15 protein-coding genes are annotated in these 17631 nt (G+C 49.9%); 6 read left to right on the forward strand and 9 right to left on the reverse strand.

Features of this window, described 5'->3' with window-relative positions:
• The first annotated feature begins 96 nt into the window (after window positions 1-96).
• The 4 genes from NC980_RS04250 (at window position 97) to NC980_RS04265 (ending at window position 4526) form a co-directional block, all read left to right on the forward strand.
• Window positions 97-1053, forward strand: a complete 957-nt coding sequence (locus NC980_RS04250) for a PAS domain S-box protein (RefSeq protein WP_190379875.1) — start codon at window positions 97-99, stop codon at window positions 1051-1053.
• 9 nt (window positions 1054-1062) lie between these two features.
• Window positions 1063-2985 carry an ATP-binding protein gene (locus NC980_RS04255; protein WP_190379876.1) on the forward strand — a complete coding sequence of 641 codons (1923 nt, stop codon included), beginning with the start codon at window positions 1063-1065 and terminating at the stop codon, window positions 2983-2985.
• Between the two features lie 191 nt (window positions 2986-3176).
• Complete coding sequence (locus tag NC980_RS04260; protein ID WP_347273425.1) at window positions 3177-3617, forward strand: histidine kinase; 441 nt, start codon at window positions 3177-3179, stop codon at window positions 3615-3617.
• 51 nt (window positions 3618-3668) lie between these two features.
• The gene (locus NC980_RS04265; RefSeq protein ID WP_190379877.1) at window positions 3669-4526 is read left to right on the forward strand and encodes a Tab2/Atab2 family RNA-binding protein; all 858 of its coding nucleotides are present in this window, start codon (window positions 3669-3671) and stop codon (window positions 4524-4526) included.
• Window positions 4527-4537: 11 nt separating this feature from the next.
• On the opposite strand, the gene NC980_RS04270 is transcribed toward NC980_RS04265, so the two are convergent.
• The 4 genes from NC980_RS04270 to NC980_RS04285 form a co-directional block, all read right to left on the reverse strand.
• Complete coding sequence (locus NC980_RS04270; protein ID WP_190379878.1) at window positions 4538-6430, reverse strand: prolyl oligopeptidase family serine peptidase; 1893 nt, start codon at window positions 6428-6430, stop codon at window positions 4538-4540.
• 92 nt (window positions 6431-6522) lie between these two features.
• Window positions 6523-6834: a hypothetical protein gene (locus tag NC980_RS04275; RefSeq protein WP_190379879.1), complete on the reverse strand. Its 312-nt coding sequence runs from the start codon at window positions 6832-6834 to the stop codon at window positions 6523-6525.
• A 43-nt stretch (window positions 6835-6877) separates the two neighbouring features.
• Window positions 6878-7813, reverse strand: a complete 936-nt coding sequence (locus NC980_RS04280; RefSeq protein WP_190379880.1) for an RluA family pseudouridine synthase — start codon at window positions 7811-7813, stop codon at window positions 6878-6880.
• The gene (locus NC980_RS04285; RefSeq protein WP_190379975.1) at window positions 7810-8178 is read right to left on the reverse strand and encodes a Lin0512 family protein; all 369 of its coding nucleotides are present in this window, start codon (window positions 8176-8178) and stop codon (window positions 7810-7812) included. The genes NC980_RS04280 and NC980_RS04285 overlap by 4 nt, the downstream gene beginning before the upstream one ends.
• 145 nt (window positions 8179-8323) lie before the next feature.
• On the opposite strand from NC980_RS04285, the gene NC980_RS04290 reads away from it, so the two are divergent.
• Both NC980_RS04290 and NC980_RS04295 read left to right on the forward strand, forming a co-directional pair.
• Entirely contained in the window at window positions 8324-9175 is an 852-nt protein-coding gene (locus NC980_RS04290; protein ID WP_347273429.1) for an alpha/beta hydrolase, read from the forward strand.
• Window positions 9176-9356: 181 nt separating this feature from the next.
• The gene (locus NC980_RS04295; RefSeq protein WP_190379881.1) at window positions 9357-11552 is read left to right on the forward strand and encodes a bifunctional diguanylate cyclase/phosphodiesterase; all 2196 of its coding nucleotides are present in this window, start codon (window positions 9357-9359) and stop codon (window positions 11550-11552) included.
• Window positions 11553-11574: 22 nt separating this feature from the next.
• Here the strand turns inward: NC980_RS04295 and mutS are convergent, their stop codons facing one another.
• From mutS to NC980_RS04320, 5 genes are all read right to left on the reverse strand, one after another.
• Window positions 11575-14247, reverse strand: coding sequence for a DNA mismatch repair protein MutS (gene mutS, locus NC980_RS04300; RefSeq protein ID WP_190379882.1), 2673 nt, complete (start codon window positions 14245-14247; stop codon window positions 11575-11577).
• Window positions 14248-14322: 75 nt separating this feature from the next.
• Entirely contained in the window at window positions 14323-15114 is a 792-nt protein-coding gene (locus tag NC980_RS04305; RefSeq protein WP_190379883.1) for a uroporphyrinogen-III synthase, read from the reverse strand.
• Window positions 15111-15821, reverse strand: a complete 711-nt coding sequence (gene cobA / locus NC980_RS04310) for a uroporphyrinogen-III C-methyltransferase (protein WP_190379884.1) — start codon at window positions 15819-15821, stop codon at window positions 15111-15113. The genes NC980_RS04305 and cobA overlap by 4 nt, the downstream gene beginning before the upstream one ends.
• An 18-nt stretch (window positions 15822-15839) precedes the next feature.
• Complete coding sequence (locus NC980_RS04315) at window positions 15840-16730, reverse strand: M23 family metallopeptidase (protein ID WP_348253903.1); 891 nt, start codon at window positions 16728-16730, stop codon at window positions 15840-15842.
• Between the two features lie 19 nt (window positions 16731-16749).
• Window positions 16750-17580 (reverse strand): alpha/beta fold hydrolase, encoded by an 831-nt coding sequence (locus NC980_RS04320; protein ID WP_190379886.1) that lies wholly within the window; start codon window positions 17578-17580, stop codon window positions 16750-16752.
• Window positions 17581-17631: the final 51 nt, after the last annotated feature.

Raw genomic sequence — 17631 nt, forward strand, 5'->3', positions numbered from 1 at the left:
GGATCGACTCATCACACGTAAAGGAGAGAATCGCCGCTGCAAAGTGCAGAGTGCATGAGTTGAAACACCGCCCATGATGACTTTGAGTTTGCCTGTATGACCCATAACCTCATGCGGAATCTGTCCTTTGATCCTCAGCCATGTAATCTGTTACCCAATCCGACATCTTATACAGCGAGTGGAGTGCTGCAACTGGCAAGAGGCAGAATTCAGGGATGCGATGCGATCGCGGCTCAGCTACTCGGTTACTCAGTGGAAGCGTTACTTGGTCGCCGATTGTTTGATCAAGCTTGGCAGATTACGCATCTAGATGGATCACCCTTGCCGCTCGACACCGCGATCAACTGCAAGTATCACCGTGAGATCCGGCTAGGGTTAAATCGATCTGATGGCAAACGTCTCTGGCTGCATCTCGCCCTTACCCCCTTATTCCAAGCGACGACAACCGATACTGTCATTGCGACCCTTACTCCCATCGCTTCACCTCAACCCCTAACCGAGCAGCAACCGCAGTTTCAGCACCTAATTCAGCAGATCGCCGCTACAGTTCCCGGCATGCTGTATGTGTATGACCTGATTGAGCAGCGCAACGTTTATATCAATCGTCAAGTTGGTGAGATTTTAGGTTACACACCTGAACAGTTCGAGCAATTGGGCGATCGCGTACTTGCGCTACTGATTCATCCGGAGGATTCAGCGCGATTAATAGATCACTTAGGTCGGTTTCAAACGGCGATCGATTCCGAAGTGCTGGAATTTGAATATCGAATGCGCCGATCGGATGGCGAATGGTGCTGGCTGTTGTCAAAAGAGACCATCTTCAGCCGAACTGATGCAGGTACGCCCAGACAGATTCTCGGTGTGGCTCAAGAAATTACCGCTCTTAAGCAGCGAGAAACCGAACGCCAACAAGCAGAAGCAAGTTTACGCGAGAGTGAAGCGCGATTTCGTCTCATGACTGAACTCTTGCCCCAAATCTTCTGGACAACGACGATCGACGGCTCGTTTGATTACTTTAGCCCGCGCTGGGAGGAGTATGTCGGCATCGATTAAACTCTGACGATGGGATGGAATTGGAGCCCGGTCGTTCACCCAGAAGATTTGCAAACCACAGTCGATCGCTGGACAGAAGCCCTGCAAACTGGGCAGTTTTACGAATGTGAGCACCGACTGCGACGCTATGACGGTGAATATCGCTGGCATCTCAGTCGCGCCATGCCCCTGCGCGATCAGGCTGGGCAAATCATCCAATGGTACGGAACCGCGATCGACATTCACGACCTGAAACAAACGACAGCTGCGCTGCACCAAAGTAACGCAATTTTAAATACGATTAACGAATCGACTCCGACGCTGGTTTATGTTAAAGACCGAGCCGGACGAATGCTGGTGGTCAATCCGGCAGTTCTCGCTCTCATCGGCAAACCCGCAGAAAAAATTGTGGGTGAAACTGCGCTGGAATTTGTTGAGCCGATCGACGAAGCTGAGAAAATCATGGACAACGATCGCGTTGTGATGCGGACTGGAGAGCCACAGCAGTTTGAAGAAATTGTCGAAGTGGTTGGGGGGCGAAGAGTCTTTCTCTCAGTGAAAGCGCCTTACCGGGATGAGCGAGGCGAAATTATCGGCATTATTGGGGTTTCGAGCGATATCACCGATCGCAAGCAGGCGGAACTAAAGCGAGAACAGCTTTTAGCCCTTGAACGACAATACACGAACCAATTGCAAGGGTTGACCGCAGCCTCGATCGCGATTAATTCTGCGTTTTCGGTTGAACAAGTGCTGCAAACCATCACGGATCAAGCGGCAGCGATCGTCGGGGCGCATCAATCAGTAACGAGTTTGACGAGCGATCAAAACTGGTCACAGGCAATTACTGCCGTTTACCTTTCGGAAAAATACGCGCAGTGGCGGGACTATCACGCCCCATCTGATGGCGCTGGCATCTATAGCTGTGTGTGTCATCTTAACCAACCCATGCGAATGACTGAGGCTGAACTCGAAGCCCATCCCCATTGGAAAGGATTTGGTAAAGAGGCAGAGCATCATCCGCCGATGCGGGGTTGGCTGGCGGCTCCCTTGGTTGGGCACAACGGGCAAAATATTGGCTTGATTCAACTTTCGGACAAACTCGACGGAGAGTTTACCGAAGCCGACGAAGCAATTTTGGTGCAACTGGCGCAGCTCGCGTCGATCGCGGTTGAGAATGCTCGCCTCTACGAAGCCGAACAAAAAGCGAGATCGATCGCAGAAGCGTCTCGTGAAGAAGCGCAAGCGGCAAACCGAATCAAAGATGAATTTCTGGCGGTCTTATCTCACGAACTCCGCACTCCCCTGAATCCAATTCTGGGCTGGATTAAGCTGCTGCAAAATGGGCGTTTAGATGCGGAAAAATCTAACGCAGCGCTGGCAACGATCGAGCACAATGCTCGATTACAGTCGCAGCTGGTCGAAGACTTGCTCGACATTTCTCGTATCATGCGCGGCAAGCTCACCCTAAACAAAAGCAGCATCAACCTCAAGGCGATCATTGGCGCGGCGATCGAGACGGTGCGGTTAGCGGCGGAGGCAAAGTCAATCCAGCTTCACTCAATCCTTGACTCTAATCCACAGGGTGCGATCGGCGATGCGGTGCGGCTTCAGCAGGTAGTCTGGAACTTGCTCTCGAATGCGGTAAAGTTCACCCCAGGAGGCGGGCAGATTTGGGTGCAGTTAGCTCAGGTGGGTGATCACGCTCGCATTCAGGTCAGCGATAACGGCAAAGGCATTGATCCTAACTTTCTGCCGTATGTGTTTGACTATTTCCGCCAGGAAGATAGTTCGACCACCCGCAAGTTTGGCGGACTCGGCTTGGGACTCGCGATCGTGCGTCAAATTGTCGAGCTTCATGGAGGAACAGTTGCAGTAGACAGCAACGGAGAAGGGCGAGGAGCAACCTTTACCGTGAGATTACCGTTGCAGGTGAAGTTTGATTCTAATAATTAAGTGTTGTGCGCGATACTGCTGACGTGACTCTAGAGTTTTACAGCGAGATGAATCAAGACTCAATTGAGAAGAAACGAACGGGTAAGGACATAGGGCGCAGTGGGTTGTAATAGGTATACCCAACATTCTGTGAAGGGGGATTAGGCTTTAGAGCCGTATATTTCCCGAAATCGATCGTTGAATTTAGAAGAGTGCAAACAGATAGCATCGGTGAGGCTTATGCTAGAGGTGATCTTCAGCCTCTGATGTTTATGCCTACTCCCTGTCACATTGTAGTCGAAGGAAATCCAGCGATCGTTTATGCCAGTCGGAATGGTGCGCCGGAGAAGATGCTGCCGATTTTGGAATCGTTTCTAGATACGTTTTGGCAAGAGCGGGATGCGTTGGGTGAAACGCAGGATACACCCGAATGCCTGGTGGCTCAGGTGGTCGTGCGGTTTGGGTTTGAGATTTGCGAGGATGATTTCTCGAATCTCAAAGTGGGCTTGAAATACGATCCGAATGCGGCATATCTCTATTTCATCTCGACGGAGCGGCAGTTGAGCGTGTGGATACCGAGCGACGATTATCGATCGAACCCTACTTTGGGATTAAGAGGGTGTCATCAACTGAGAACCGTGTCGATCGGGTGACGAAAAGGTGTTAGGAGTTAAATAGCTCATGCGATCGCACGATTAAATTTTATGGCAACGATTTGGGAACTTGACTACTACTCACGTCCAATTTTGGACGAGCAAAATAAAAAGGTTTGGGAAGTGCTAATTTGCGAAAGCCCAACCGCTGTGGATGTTGAACCGGAGAAGCTGTTTCAGTTTTCCAAATACTGTCCGAGTACAGAAGTGAATTCCGGCTGGTTAAAAGATGCGATCGAGGCGGCAATTGCGAACGCGCCGAATCCCCCGGACAAAATTCGCTTTTTTCGGCAGGCGATGTCGAATATGATTACGACCGCCTGCAAGGGATTGGATGTGCCTGCTGTGCTAAGTCGCCGTACTTTTGCGCTAACGGCTTGGATGCAGGATCGCGCTCAAAACGTCTATCCAAAAGATCCGGGGTATCAGCCGTCGATTAATCCTTCGGTCGTGTTTCCGGTGCTACCGCCGCAAGTCCTGCCCGACGCATTACAGGGTCAGAAATGGACGTTTGCAACCTTGCCGCTAGAGGCGTTTGCGGATATGGGCGAATGGTCGATCGATTTTGGGGAAGCATTTCCCTTGAGTTTGACGCAGCTTGAACCGGATACGCCTGTGCCGGGGCTGATTATTTTCACGAAACGCGCGACCGCAATGGCGGCTTGGATGTCGGGATTAGAGATTGCTGCGGTTAAATATGATCCAGCGTTGCCGAATCGGTTGTTGTTGGAAACTGGGGTGAACGATCGCTGGTTTTTGACCACCTTGGATCAAAGAGCGGTTCCAGAAGCGCAGCAATTTGAAGCAGCAAAGGAGCGATCGAATCAAGTTCATTTTCTAGCAATTCAGGAAAGTCCCGATGTCGAGGCGTTTGCAGGATTTTGGCTGATGCAGGAGATTGGGTTTTAAGGTGACAATGCTCATTTCAAAAGTGTCTCTTTGATAAACATGATGGTGGAATAGAACTGAAAGTCAATGTTTTTCTTCTTGGAGAATCCGTGTCCTTCATCTTTTGCCATCAGATACCACACAGGAACACCGTTACCCCTCACGGTTTTAACGATCTGTTCTGCCTCGTTCAAGGGAACACGCGGATCGTTTTTACCGTGAATGACAAACAAGGGCCTTTTGATTTTTTGGGCATTGTTAAGCGGCGAAATTTTTAACAGAAACTCGCGCATTTTTGAATCGCGTTCATCTCCGTATTCAACGCGGCGCAAATCTCGACGGTAACTCTCAGTGCGCTCTAAGAAGCTAACGAAGTTTGAGATTCCTACAATGTCGATCGAAGCGCGAATGCGATCGCTGTAATTTGTTGAAACTGCCAGCGACATGTAGCCGCCATAGCTTCCACCTGTGACCAAAATTCGGTCTTTGTCCAAATTTGGTTGAGTTGCAATCCAATCGAGTAATGCACCAATATCTTTAACCGAATCTTCTCGCAAAGCACCATTATCAAGCTTCAAAAATGTTTTACCGTAGCCCGTAGAGCCGCGCACATTTGGAAAAAGAATTGCAACACCTAACTCATTTAGGTAATAGTTATTGCGTCCTAAAAAGCTCGGTCTAAATTGTGCTTCAGGCCCACCGTGGATATTGATAATCACAGGGCGCTTACCCTGAAATTTTGCAGGAGGACGATAGAGAAATGCCGAAATTGTCCGATCGTCAAAACTCTTCCACCGCACTAATTCAGGTTCAGAAAAGTTAGCGGTATTCAATCCGCCTGTTTCGCTTTCTGTCCAGCGATCGATCTGATTCGTCACCACATTGAGCGAATACGCATCCGCCGTCGATCGGGCTGAAACGAGCGTAAATCCTAAATCCTGACTGTTCCGGTGCCAGCTAATGCCGCTAACTTGTCCGATCGGTAATTTCGGTAAAGACTTCTCCTGATTCGTTGCCGTATCAATCAAATGCAGAACACTAATTCCATCTTCATTTGAGACATACGCCAGGGATTTACCATCTTCTGAGAGATCAAATTCTTCAACATCCCAAGGAATTTGACTGGTCAAATAAGTATGCTTCAAAGTGGCAAGATCAATATAGGCAAGTCGTTGAAATTCCGAGTCGCGATCGGTAACAACGTATAAACCTTTTCCATCTTTACTAAACACGCCGCCTTGATAAGAAACTTTCTCTTTTCCATCTTTTGGCGTAATCAGTTTCTTCTCACCGGAATTCGTGTCAAACATCCAAAGATAACTCTCGTTTACAGAAACGAACTCCATCACCAATAGCTGTCGATCGTCGGGCGACCAGCTCATGCCACCCCAACCGCCTCCTTCCACCTGAGCCAGTAAATGATCGCTCTTTGGGTTCGTCGGATCAATGCTGTAAAAATCGTTATCTTTTCCGGTGCGACGAGTCGAATTGTAAATCATGCGATCGCCTTTATTCGACCACACCCCGCCACTGTTACGCGATTTTCCATCGCTCAGCAGCGTTACATCGCCTGTCGCCAAATCATAGCGATACAGTTGATTAAATTCATTGCCACCAATGTCTTTACTAAAAACAAAGTAATCGCCTTTTGTCGGTTGATACGATGCCCGAAACACAGGTTCACTAAAGAAGGTCATCTGCTGTCTGCTGCCGAGCGGAAACGCGACGCGATGCACTTGAGCTACATCGCCGAACCGAGTTGTAATCAAAACCTCTCGACGCTGGGGATGCCAGCTTAATAAGCCCGCCGATCGAAATTGCGTGTAGCGATCGACCGTTTGCGCTAATGCTGTGGGAATCGGCGGAATGCTTTCGACGACAAGATTATCGCCCGGAGTGATGTCTGCTGCTTGTGCGACTGTCATAAGCCCTGAAAGAAGGAGAACCGCGAGAACTGTGGCAAGAAAACGGGTAAAAAATTTCATTGTCTAAGTGTAATCCGTTCGGACAGTCGTGCTTAACGCTTTAAATTTCTTGTTAATGATCGCGATCGTACGGTCAATTTGTCGAAATCGCGAGTTGCGGGCTCAATCTTTAATAAGTCCTCTTGCTGCACTTGCGATCGACGTTCCAACAATTGGATCTCATAGATCTCACGCTCGAATTGTGCTTGTCCCTGCTTAAAGAAGTCCTGAGCATTCGTCGGGGTTAAATCGCGGGTGAGGCGTTGACGATCAACAATCGGTAAGCTCGGAAGCGACTGAGCAAACGCCGGAAAACTTGCCATCAACACAACACCAGGAACAATCAGGAACATAGGTCTAAACATTGCGACCTCAGCAAGTACAATCAGCAAGTACAAATTGATGCTTTTAATCTATCGAATCTTCGTGGCCTTGCACTTCATCAGGTAGGCATAACAATGCTGGAAGATGCGATCGTACCCTAATCGAATGTCCTTCCGTCGGGTGAGTCAAACACAGCTCATAGCTGTGCAACAAATACCCACAATCACTCGGAATCGAAGTCTGATTGATCGGAATTCCACCCGTCCCATAAAGCGGATCGCCCCAGAGTGGGTGTCCTGCTGCTGCTAAATGAATTCTGATTTGATGCGGTCTACCTGTTGGAATCGTCACCTCTAGCAGAGTTGTATTTGAACAACGATCGCGCCTCAGCACAACACAATGACTCATGGCTTCTTTTCCGGTTTCTGTCGCTGCGTACAAATAGCCCAACTGAGGATAAGCCACTTTGCCAATCTGAGCCGTTACTGTGAAGCGATCGAGTTCTGGAATACCTGTTGCTAGAGCACGATAGCGTTTTTGCAGTGTGCGATCGCGCAAATCCTTCGAGAGTTGCGATCGAGCCTTCTCCGTTTTCGCAAGTACCATCACTCCTGATGTCCCTCGCCCTAACCGATGAATGGGAACTGGAGGAATCACATACTGCCGTCTTAGCCATCCCCACACCGTATTCTCAAGAAAGCGTCCTCCCGGTAATACAGGCAATCCAGAAGGCTTATCAATGATCAATAAATCATTGTCCTCGTAGAGTGTAATCACATTAAATGGAACATCCGGTTCAGCCCAGGGTGATCGCTGATAAGCAAGTTGTTGTCCTGAGTCAAGCAATGTCTCTGGATCAGTAACCGGAACATCATTAATCGAAATCGCTCCAGATTGAATGCGATCGCGCCATTCCTGCTGAGTTGAATGCGTATAGCGCTGAGTGTAATACTCGAGCAACGTTATTCCTGACTGGCTGACTCGATCTGTATAAATCCAGCCTTGATTCAAATGGATCATTCTGGCTGTTCAACAAACACCGTCACCGCTGCAACCGCAACATACATATCGTCGTTTTTATCGTTGAACTCTGCGATCGCTCGTCCCTGCACAATCATGCCTCCCGATTCGAGCTTGAGCGTTTTACGCCCAAACGGTAGAACTTGTAACACCTCGTCTTCTCGCACCTGCTCAGGATGAGGAACCGCCACTTGCACTTCGATCACCATCTCGCTCGGATGCTCCAATTTAGCAACTTCCCAAATTCCGGGTAAGGCATTGTGCGCGATCGCATTTCTCACGGCTCTTGCTGCCGCAACGGTCGGATCTTGTCCATGCTGATCCACACCCATTCCCATCTCGATCACAAACCGTTTTAGCGCCATTTCACTCTCGAAACACAGCCTCTTGATCGTATCAATCGATCGCATTCAACGATTCACTAAGTTATCAACGTATGGAACATTTGGGGACTACTTAAATACCCAAATGAAGCGAACGTTTTTGATTGAACTCACGCTAAATTAAAGGGTGAAGTATCAGATTGACGATTGCTTGCTACAAAAAAAGATTCTCCAAGTTCAGCTTGATTTCGATGACTTAACCACTGTTCCTGCTGCGTATATTGAAGTCGGATCAGGAATTCCATTGCTAATGCTACATGGATTTATGGGGAATGCGTCCTGCTGGGTGCCACTCAGCGATCGCCTAAAATCCAATTTTCGCTGCATCAGTTTAGACTTATTGGGATTTGGAGAATCGGCACGCCCGACAATTCGCTACGACATTGCTAAAGAAGTCGCCTTTTTGCGGCAAGTCGTCGAAGCCCTGCATTTAAACTCGTTTTATTTGATGGGCCATTCCTTTGGCGGGTGGGTCTCTGCGGCTTATGCACTGAAGTATCCGGACTCGCTCAAAGGATTGATTCTTGCGGCTCCCGCCGGAATTCGCGACGACAGTTTTGTGGGACGATACGATCACCTCCGCCCGATCTTGTGGCAGACTCCGGTGATCGACTGGGCACTAGGCTTAATTAAACCGATCGCACCCCTGATCGCCCAAGAAAAAACGATCGCCCAGATCGCCTGGATACGCCGCGAACTGAATACTCAACCCGCCGCCCGATCGTTTCTCGTCGATCGGATGCGTCCTGAAGACGCGATCGACACGGTGGAAAAAGAGATCGATCGCTTAACCGTTCCGACCCTGGTAATTACAGGCGACCAAGACGAAACAATCCCGCTCTGGCATAGTCAGACCTACGCCAATCAAATCCCCAGCGCCCAGTTGGTGATTCTGCCCAATGCTGACCACAGCCTACCGCAGAAATTTGCCCCTGAACTCGCTGCACAGCTATCCGCCTGGTGTCTGTCCCTGACGTAACCGTTTATCCCGATACGATTGTGGGCAAGATAAATACAGTACCGTCGCATTTCCTGTATTCTGGTGCAGAATATTGCGATCACGCTTTATCAGTTGACGTGAAAAATCGAACTCATTCACACAACAAATTTAATAAGGTGTGTTTCCTTCTGAATTGCATTATCTCTTCAAGGTAGCAGGCATGGCAAAGTCGATCGATCCGGAGTGCTCTAACCAGCCCGCAGCAACCGATCCCAGCCCTGCATCCGCGCTGATTCAAGAATCTGAGTGGTTGCTGCAAACCGTTGTGGAAAATCTCAGCGACGGAGTTGTGATCACCGATTTGCAAGATCAGGTACTCTACGTCAACTCACGTCTTGCCAAACTGGTGGGATGTTCCGCCGCAGAAATGGTGGGTAAACCTGCCCATGACTTTTTTCATGAAATTGAAGGATGGCGCGATTTTCAGGACGCTGCCGAACCACAACCGTTCTATGGCTGGAAAGAAGGACAGTTACGCCGCAAAGATGGTCGCAAGTTCTGGGCAGAAGTAAACGTCACCCAACTCGAAGATGCAGCCGGATCAGCGACCGCAACCCTGATTACCGTCAAAGACATCACTGAGCGCAAATGGCTTGAAGAATACCTGCGCCTGTTGGAGTCGGTGGTGGTGAACGCAAATGAAATCGTGATGATTTCGCAGACTGAAGAAGTGGTCGCTGACCCACTCAGCTTAAGAATTATCTATGTCAATGATGCCTTCTCACGCACCACAGGCTATTCCTCTGGCGAAGCGATCGGGAAATCAGCGCTGGTGCTGCTGGGCGAAAAAACCTCAATGGCAGAAGTGAATCGCATCCGTACAGCCTTAAGAAGCTATCAACCTGTACGGGCTGAAGTCGTTCTCTACCGCAAGAACGGCACTCATTTTTGGGTCGATGTCAACATGGTGCCGATTCGCAATGAGCAAGGACAGGTGACCCACTTTGTTTCGGTCATGCGGGAAGTCACCGAACGCAAAATTGTCGAAGAACAACTGCGCCGCAATGCGTTTCACGACTCGCTGACCGGCTTGCCGAATCGGTTGCTGTTTATGGAGCGTTTAACCCAAACGGTTGAGCGTGCTCATGAAGATGAGTCTTATCAGTTTGCGCTGCTGTTTTTGGATCTCGATCGCTTCAAGGTGATCAACGACAGTCTCGGACATATGCTGGGGGATCAGTTGCTAGTTGCGATCGCTCGCCGGCTCGAAGGCTGCCTCAAACAGGAAGATATGGTCGCAAGGCTCGGCGGCGACGAATTCACGATTTTGCTAGAGAACATTCAGCAAGATAGCGATGCGGAAAAGATTGCAGAACGAGTTCAACAAGCCCTTTCAGCGCCGTTTAATCTGAGTGGGCATGAGGTGTTTACTTCTGCGAGTATTGGGATTACGCTCTCTTCAACTGAGTTCGATCGTCCAGAAGATTTGCTCAGGGGTGCAGATATTGCCATGTATCGCGCCAAAGCACAGGGGAAAGCGTGTCATGAAGTGTTTGACACTGATATGCACACGCATGTCGTCGCGCTGATGCAGCTTGAGAATGACTTACGCAAAGCGGTCGAGCGGCAGGAATTTGAGTTGTATTATCAGCCGATTATCGAGCTTGCCAATGGGCGAATTACGGGGTTTGAGGCGCTAGTGCGGTGGCAGCACCCGGAGCAGGGCACGATTTCTCCGGCAAAATTTGTGCCGATCGCCGAAGAAACTGGACTGGTGATTCCGCTGGGACAGTGGGTACTGCGCGAAGCTTGCCGGCAACTGAAGCAATGGCAAGACCAATTTGCATCAGAGCCACCGCTGAGCGTTAGCGTTAACCTTTCGAGCCGACAGTTTTCACAGCCCTATTTGATCGACCAAGTGCGGAAAATTTTGGCTGAAACAGGAGTCGATGCTCGCTGCTTAAAGCTCGAAATTACCGAAAGCGCGATCATGGAAAACACCAAATTTGCTATGGATATGCTGCTGCAACTCAAAGCAATGGGCATTCAGCTATCGGTGGATGACTTTGGCACCGGATATTCTTCACTGGGATATCTCTACCGCTTCCCAATGGATGTGCTGAAAATCGATCAGTCTTTTATCAGTCGGGTCGATGTGGATGGAGAGAAGCTCGAACTGGTTCGCACCATTATTACCCTCGCTTGGAATTTGGGCATGGATGTGGTTGCGGAAGGGGTAGAAACCATGAAGCAACTGACACAGCTAAAAGCGCTGAAGTGTGAGTATGCTCAAGGGTTTCTGTTTTCGGAGCCAGTGCCTCAGAGGGATGCAGAAAAACTGATTGTGCAGTCCCAACCCTTTTTGCACCTGAGCCAGACTTTGCCTACCAGCAGTCGATTAGCTGAAGATGCTTAGCGCGATCTTTTCGGCGCATTTATCAAAGTTCGCTAAAGATATCGAGTTGTTGGGTGGGATCTTTCACGGGTTCATTCGGTTTCGCTTTGCTTTTTCGCAGACCGATCGCGATTTTGCTGTGTTTTTCGATTTGTGCCATGACTTGCCGCGCTCGATCGATCACCGAACTGGGTAAGCCTGCGAGCCGTCCGGCTTCGATGCCATAAGAGCGATCGGCTCCTCCGGGCTGGACTTTGTGCAGAAAGATGATCTGCTCTGGCATTTCACGTACCGTAACTTGATAGTTTGCCACGTTGGGCAGGATCGAGGCGAGTTCGTTGAGTTCGTGGTAGTGCGTGGCAAAAATGGTGCGGGCGCGGATTTCGGCGGCGAGATGTTCGGCGACTGCCCAGGCGATCGACAATCCATCAAAGGTGGCTGTCCCGCGTCCGATTTCGTCGAGCAGAACGAGCGAGCGATCCGTTGCGTGATTGAGAATGTTTGCGGTTTCGTTCATTTCCACCATAAACGTGGATTGTCCGGTCGCGAGATCATCGACTGCACCGACGCGGGTAAAGATGCGATCGCAAATTCCTAAACGGGCGGATTCTGCCGGGACGAAGCTTCCGGTCTGAGCTAACAGTTGAATTAAGCCGATTTGCCGGAGGTAACAGCTTTTACCGCTGGCATTGGGGCCTGTCAGGACGATTAGATCGGGTGCAGGGGTTCCGAGTTCTGCCGAGTTGGGGACAAAGAAGCCCGCAGGAATCGACTGTTCAACGACGGGATGGCGACCTTCGACGATCGAAATCTCCCGCCCCGGTGAGAGTTTGGGACGACAGTAGTTTTTGAATACAGCTAGTTCAGCGAGTCCCGTAAGGGCATCGACTGCCGCGACTGCGTGAGCGACTTTGCGAATCAGTTCTGCGTGTTCTCCGACTTGCGATCGCAGTCCGACAAAAATCTCGTATTCCAGTTCGCTGATTTCTCGCCGCGCATTCATGATGCGGTTTTCGCGCAGCTTCAGTTCGTCGGTGGTAAAGCGTTCTTCGTTGGTTAAGGTTTGCTTGCGCTCGTAGCCTTCCGGGGGGTGTCCGGCTTTGGCGCGAGAGATACTGATGTAGTAGCCAAAGGCTTTGTTGTAGCCGACTTTGAGCGTTTGAATGCCGGTACGATCGCGTTCGTTTTTCTCTAGTTCTGCCAGCCACTTTTCGTCTTCTGCGGCTTGCGATCGCATTTCGTCGAGTTGAGCCACCCTGTCTGATCGAATCAGTCCGCCCTCTTTGACGGCGATCGGGGGACGTTCGACAAAATGCGTGAGCAGCGTTTGTCCCAACTGTTCTAGAACAGGCGGAACGGTTTGCAAAGCGCGGAGATGCGGAGAGTTTGCACGCGCTACCAAACGCGCCAATTCTGGCAGTTTATTCAGCGATTCTCCGATATGTACTAAATCGCGGGGGGTTGCAGTTCCCGATCCGGCTCGACCTGCTAAACGCTCTAGATCGTAGATTTGGTGCAGCATTTGCTTGAGATCTTCGCGCAGAACCCCATCTTTTACCAGTTCCTCGATCGTGTCTTGGCGCGTTTCAATCTCAGCAATATCAAGCAGGGGCTGTAATAACCAGCGTCGGAGGGCGCGGCTACCCATTGGGGTTTCAGTGCGATCGACTGCCCATAACAATGATCCGTGAAACGTGCCATCTCGAACAGTTTGAGTGATTTCTAGGTTACGTCGAGTTTGCGGATCAAGCGTGAGATATTCGGTAATTGTGTAGGTGCAAATGTGCTGGAGGGGAACTTGGGTCGCTTCCGGAATTTTTGATTTTGTGGTGTCGAGAACATTGCGTTCTGAAGTTGATTCGATGTATTCCAGCAATCCACCCGTCGCCCGAACCGCTAACGGCAAATGTTCACAGCCCATCCCTTCAAGCGATCTCACCTTGAAGCGTTCTAGCAATCGCTGTCGGGCTTCGGCTTGAGAAAACGGAGTCTGCGATCGTAGTGTGTAGCAAAATTGCGTGGGTAGAGATGCAGGAATGTGAGGCGATCGTTCTCCGGGTCGCAGCAGTCCGCCTAAATCGGGTACATTCGTCGGAATTAGCACTTCCGCAGGCTGTAACCGCATCAATTCACTGCTGAGCTGATCAAATCCAGTTGATTGCGTGGTTAAAAATTCTCCTGTTGAAATGTCTGCGTATGATAATCCCCAATGATTTCCAGCAATCACAATTGCTGCCAAAAAATTATTGCGCTTCGCGTTCAACATTCCTTCTTCGAGAATGGTTCCCGGAGTAATCACTCGCGTGATTTCACGACGAACTAATCCTTGGGCTTCAGACGGATCTTCAACCTGATCACAAACCGCGATCGCATAGCCTTTTTCGACTAACAGGGCAGAATAGCGATCGAGCGCGTGATGCGGAATACCGGACAATGGAACCCGCCCGACTTCTTTGCCGCCATCTTTTGAAGTCAGAACAATCTCTAATTCACGGGAAACAATCAGCGCATCTTGAAAGAACGTTTCATAAAAATCCCCCACTCGATACACCAAAATCGCATGAGGATATTGATCTTTGAGATCTGCATAGTGCCGCATCATCGGCGTGAGATGCTCACGCTTAACGGCACGATGATCAGCGTATCGAACCGAATGCTTGATTAAGCGATCGGGCACCCCTTGAGTTGGATCAGGTTGAGTCGGAGAAACAGACATGAAATAGTACGATTTTACTAAATTTAGCTTACCTTAACTCCTCATCTTACCGTGACCCATTTGGGGACAACTGAATCAAAGCAGGCTCGATTGAGCAACGATCGCTTTAATCAATCCATCCAAAGTGAATTCTTCTGCTTCGATTTCCACGCGTCCAAGCAGAGCGCGACAGGTTTTTGAAGTTTGAGGGCCGATCGACGCAAACTTAACAATCTTGAGCGATTCAACCCAGTGATCCCCGATCGTCTGTTGCAACAGTTCACAGAAATGTTTCACCGTTTTGGAACTGGCGAACGTGACCAGGTTGGCTGCTTGATCTTGAATCACAGCGATCGACTTGGCATCGGGAATTCTTGGGCAAGTCGATTGATAAGCGGCAACTTCAGTGATGATCGCACCACGATCGCTAAATGCTCTCACCAGCACATCGCGTCCACCTGTTTCGACTCTGGGGAAGAGAATTTTTTTCCCATCGATCGACTCTGGGAAATTCACCACCATTGCATCCGCAATATACTCAGGCGGAATAAAATCGGGCTGCAATCCCCGCTGTCTTAGGCGCTGCGCCGTTTTTTCTCCCACAACCGCAATCTTAATCGCTGCTAGACCACGCAAATCTTTGAGCTGAGACGCTAACCGCTCGAAAAAGTAATCCACGGCATTGGTAGAAGTCAAAATCAGCCAGTCAAAATCACTCAGGCTTGTAATCGCTTGATCTAATTGATCCCAACTCGACGGCGGCACAATTTCGATCGTCGGCATCTCGATCACCTTTGCACCATAATTTTGCAGCGAGTACGAAAACTGACTCGACTGCCCTGCTGCACGAGTGACGACAATGGTTTTTCCAAATAAAGGCAAATTCATAAGAACGATCGTAGCCTAACAACTTCCCCAATCACAATCACACAAGGCGACAATCGTTGCGGATTGACCTCTTCTAGAATCTCCGAGAGTGTACTGCTCCAGATCTCCTGCTGTGGATGACCCGCCCAGCGAATAATCGCGATCGGGGTCTGTTCTGATTTTCCCTGATGACGTAGCTGTTCGACAATCAGAGGCAGATGTTTTCCTCCCATCAGAATGACAAGTGTATCGAGTTGGGCAAGATTCTGCCAGTTGAGCCGTTCTGGTTCGTGGGCAGTGATCACCGTAAATCCACGACTTAGGACGGGATCGGTAAGCGGAATGTTGGCAAACAATGGAGCCGCTAATGCTGAAGAAATTCCCGGAACGACTTCGTAAGCGCAATTTGCAGATTTGAGTGCCTGAATTTCTGAGGTGGTTCGCCCGAAAATGAACGGATCACCGCTTTTGAGTCGGACGACTTGCTTACCTTGCTGACATTGTTCAACGAGGAGTTGATCGATCTCTTCCTGTTTCATGCTCGGTTGTCCGCCCCGTTTGCCCACATTGAGCTTGAGACAAGTTTCTGGAGCAAGTTCTAGAAATTGCGAATCGATTAGCGCATCGTAAACGAGGACTTCTGCTTGAGTAAGCAGTTGATAAGCTCGCATGGTTAAATTGCCGATGTCGCCAGGACCTGATCCAACAAGGAAGACTTTACCTGACATAAAATAGCGTTCCTGCAATCATTTCCGAATAAAAGCGATCGGATCTTCTGCCACCCACCCTAATTTGGAGTTCGATCGCACTTCAAAATGCAAATGAGGTTGCGAGGTCGTTGGGGTTCCAGTTTGTCCAACGGTTCCGATCGTCGTACCGCGCTTGATCTTTTGCCCCACTTTGACGTTAATTCTTGCCAATTGAGCATAGCGCGTTTGATAGCCCTGCTGGTGATTGATCACAACCAGGTTTCCATATGCGCCTTGATTACCCGCAAACGCAACGGTACCCTCGCCGATCGCTTGAGCCGGAGTTCCCAGACTTGCCAGTAAATCAATCCCACTGTGAAACACAGGTTTCGTCGCTCCATTCGGCAAGTACCAGCCAAAACCGAGCGCGATCGGGGCTGATCCCGACAAAGGTGAACCCGATAAAACGCTGGAAACTCCCACCAAGGTTGGTGCGGTTGCTTCATTCGGCGACCAGTTCACACCCGGAACAAATACCACTTTTGGCGATCGCTGACAGCCATTTACCTCATACAGCACATCTGGACGCACTCGATACCGCGCTGCCAAATCCTTTAGGCTCTGTCCAGAGGGCACTTCTACGCGAATTCCGTTGTAGGGAGGAATCATCAGTTGTTGTCCCACCGTGGCTTTTGCCGATCGTACACTCGGATTCAATCCCATAAGGGTTGCGGGGATTAGATTGTAGCGGGATGCGATCGACTCTAAGCTTTCTCCAGATTTAACGGTATGCCGCGCCATACGAGATAGAGCCGGAGCCGGACAGCCCGCCTCAGCCGACTGAGCCAGCGGCATCATTCCAAAACTCAACATTCCAGCAAGGAGCCACCCACGGTACTGCATAGCTTGATCAATATAGTGCTGCCGATTGTTGGACGAGTCTAGCACTGGGTTGTTTCACATTGGGCTAAACTGCTTGTCTTTTCAGAAATGGAATTAGGGCTTCGCACACTTTTTCGTGCCAGTCTTCTTGCGGGTAATGTCCCACTTCATCAAGCTCAGCAAGTTCGGCTTTGAGCGATCGTGCCGGAGCGATCGACAACCAAGGATCACGCATTCCCCAGCCGATCAGGAGTGGATTTTTCCAAGTCGCCAAGCCTGCCTCAATTTCTGCGGTCGCTTGCTTAAGCTGTAAGTTTTGAAGAATCGCCAGCAGCGATCGACCCACATCCGAAGTCTTTAACCACGGACGACGATACACATCGAGATCCGCATCTTCGATCCGGTAGCCACCACCGCCTTCTAAGGTGCGATCAACCAGAAGCGGATCTTGCGTCATCATATCGCCCACCAATGGAATGCCCATTTGCTGTAGCTTCCAAGGAAGTTTTGCGCCCTCAGCGATCGGACAGTTAAAAATCGCCAATCGTTCAACTTGCTCAGGATGTCTAAGTGCGTATTGAATTCCGACCGAGCCGAGAAAGCCTTGCGCGACGATCGACACCTTTTCAAATCCAAACTGAGCAATTAGAGCTTCGAGTGCTGCGATAAACGCATCGGGCGTATAAGCAAAGTCGCGGCGATCCGGCATACTCGAATACCCACAGCCGATCCAATCGGGTGCGATCGCTCTAAATCCTTGTTCTGCTAGAACGGGTAAAACATTGCGCCAGCTGTAACCCTGAGAAACTAAGCCATGCAGCAAAATGACCGGAGTGCGAGCGCTGTCATTCGTCGGTTCTGCCTCACGGTAAAACCAATTCAGCGATCCGACCTCAATTCGCTTGCCTGACTCCATACGGGTTCCTCCTGCGCTTTCCTGTGAGCTTACCGCGTTTCGGAACGCTAA

The organism is Leptolyngbya sp. AS-A5 (genome assembly GCF_039962495.1).
In the GTDB taxonomy this organism is placed as follows: Bacteria; Cyanobacteriota; Cyanobacteriia; order Leptolyngbyales; family Leptolyngbyaceae; genus Leptolyngbya.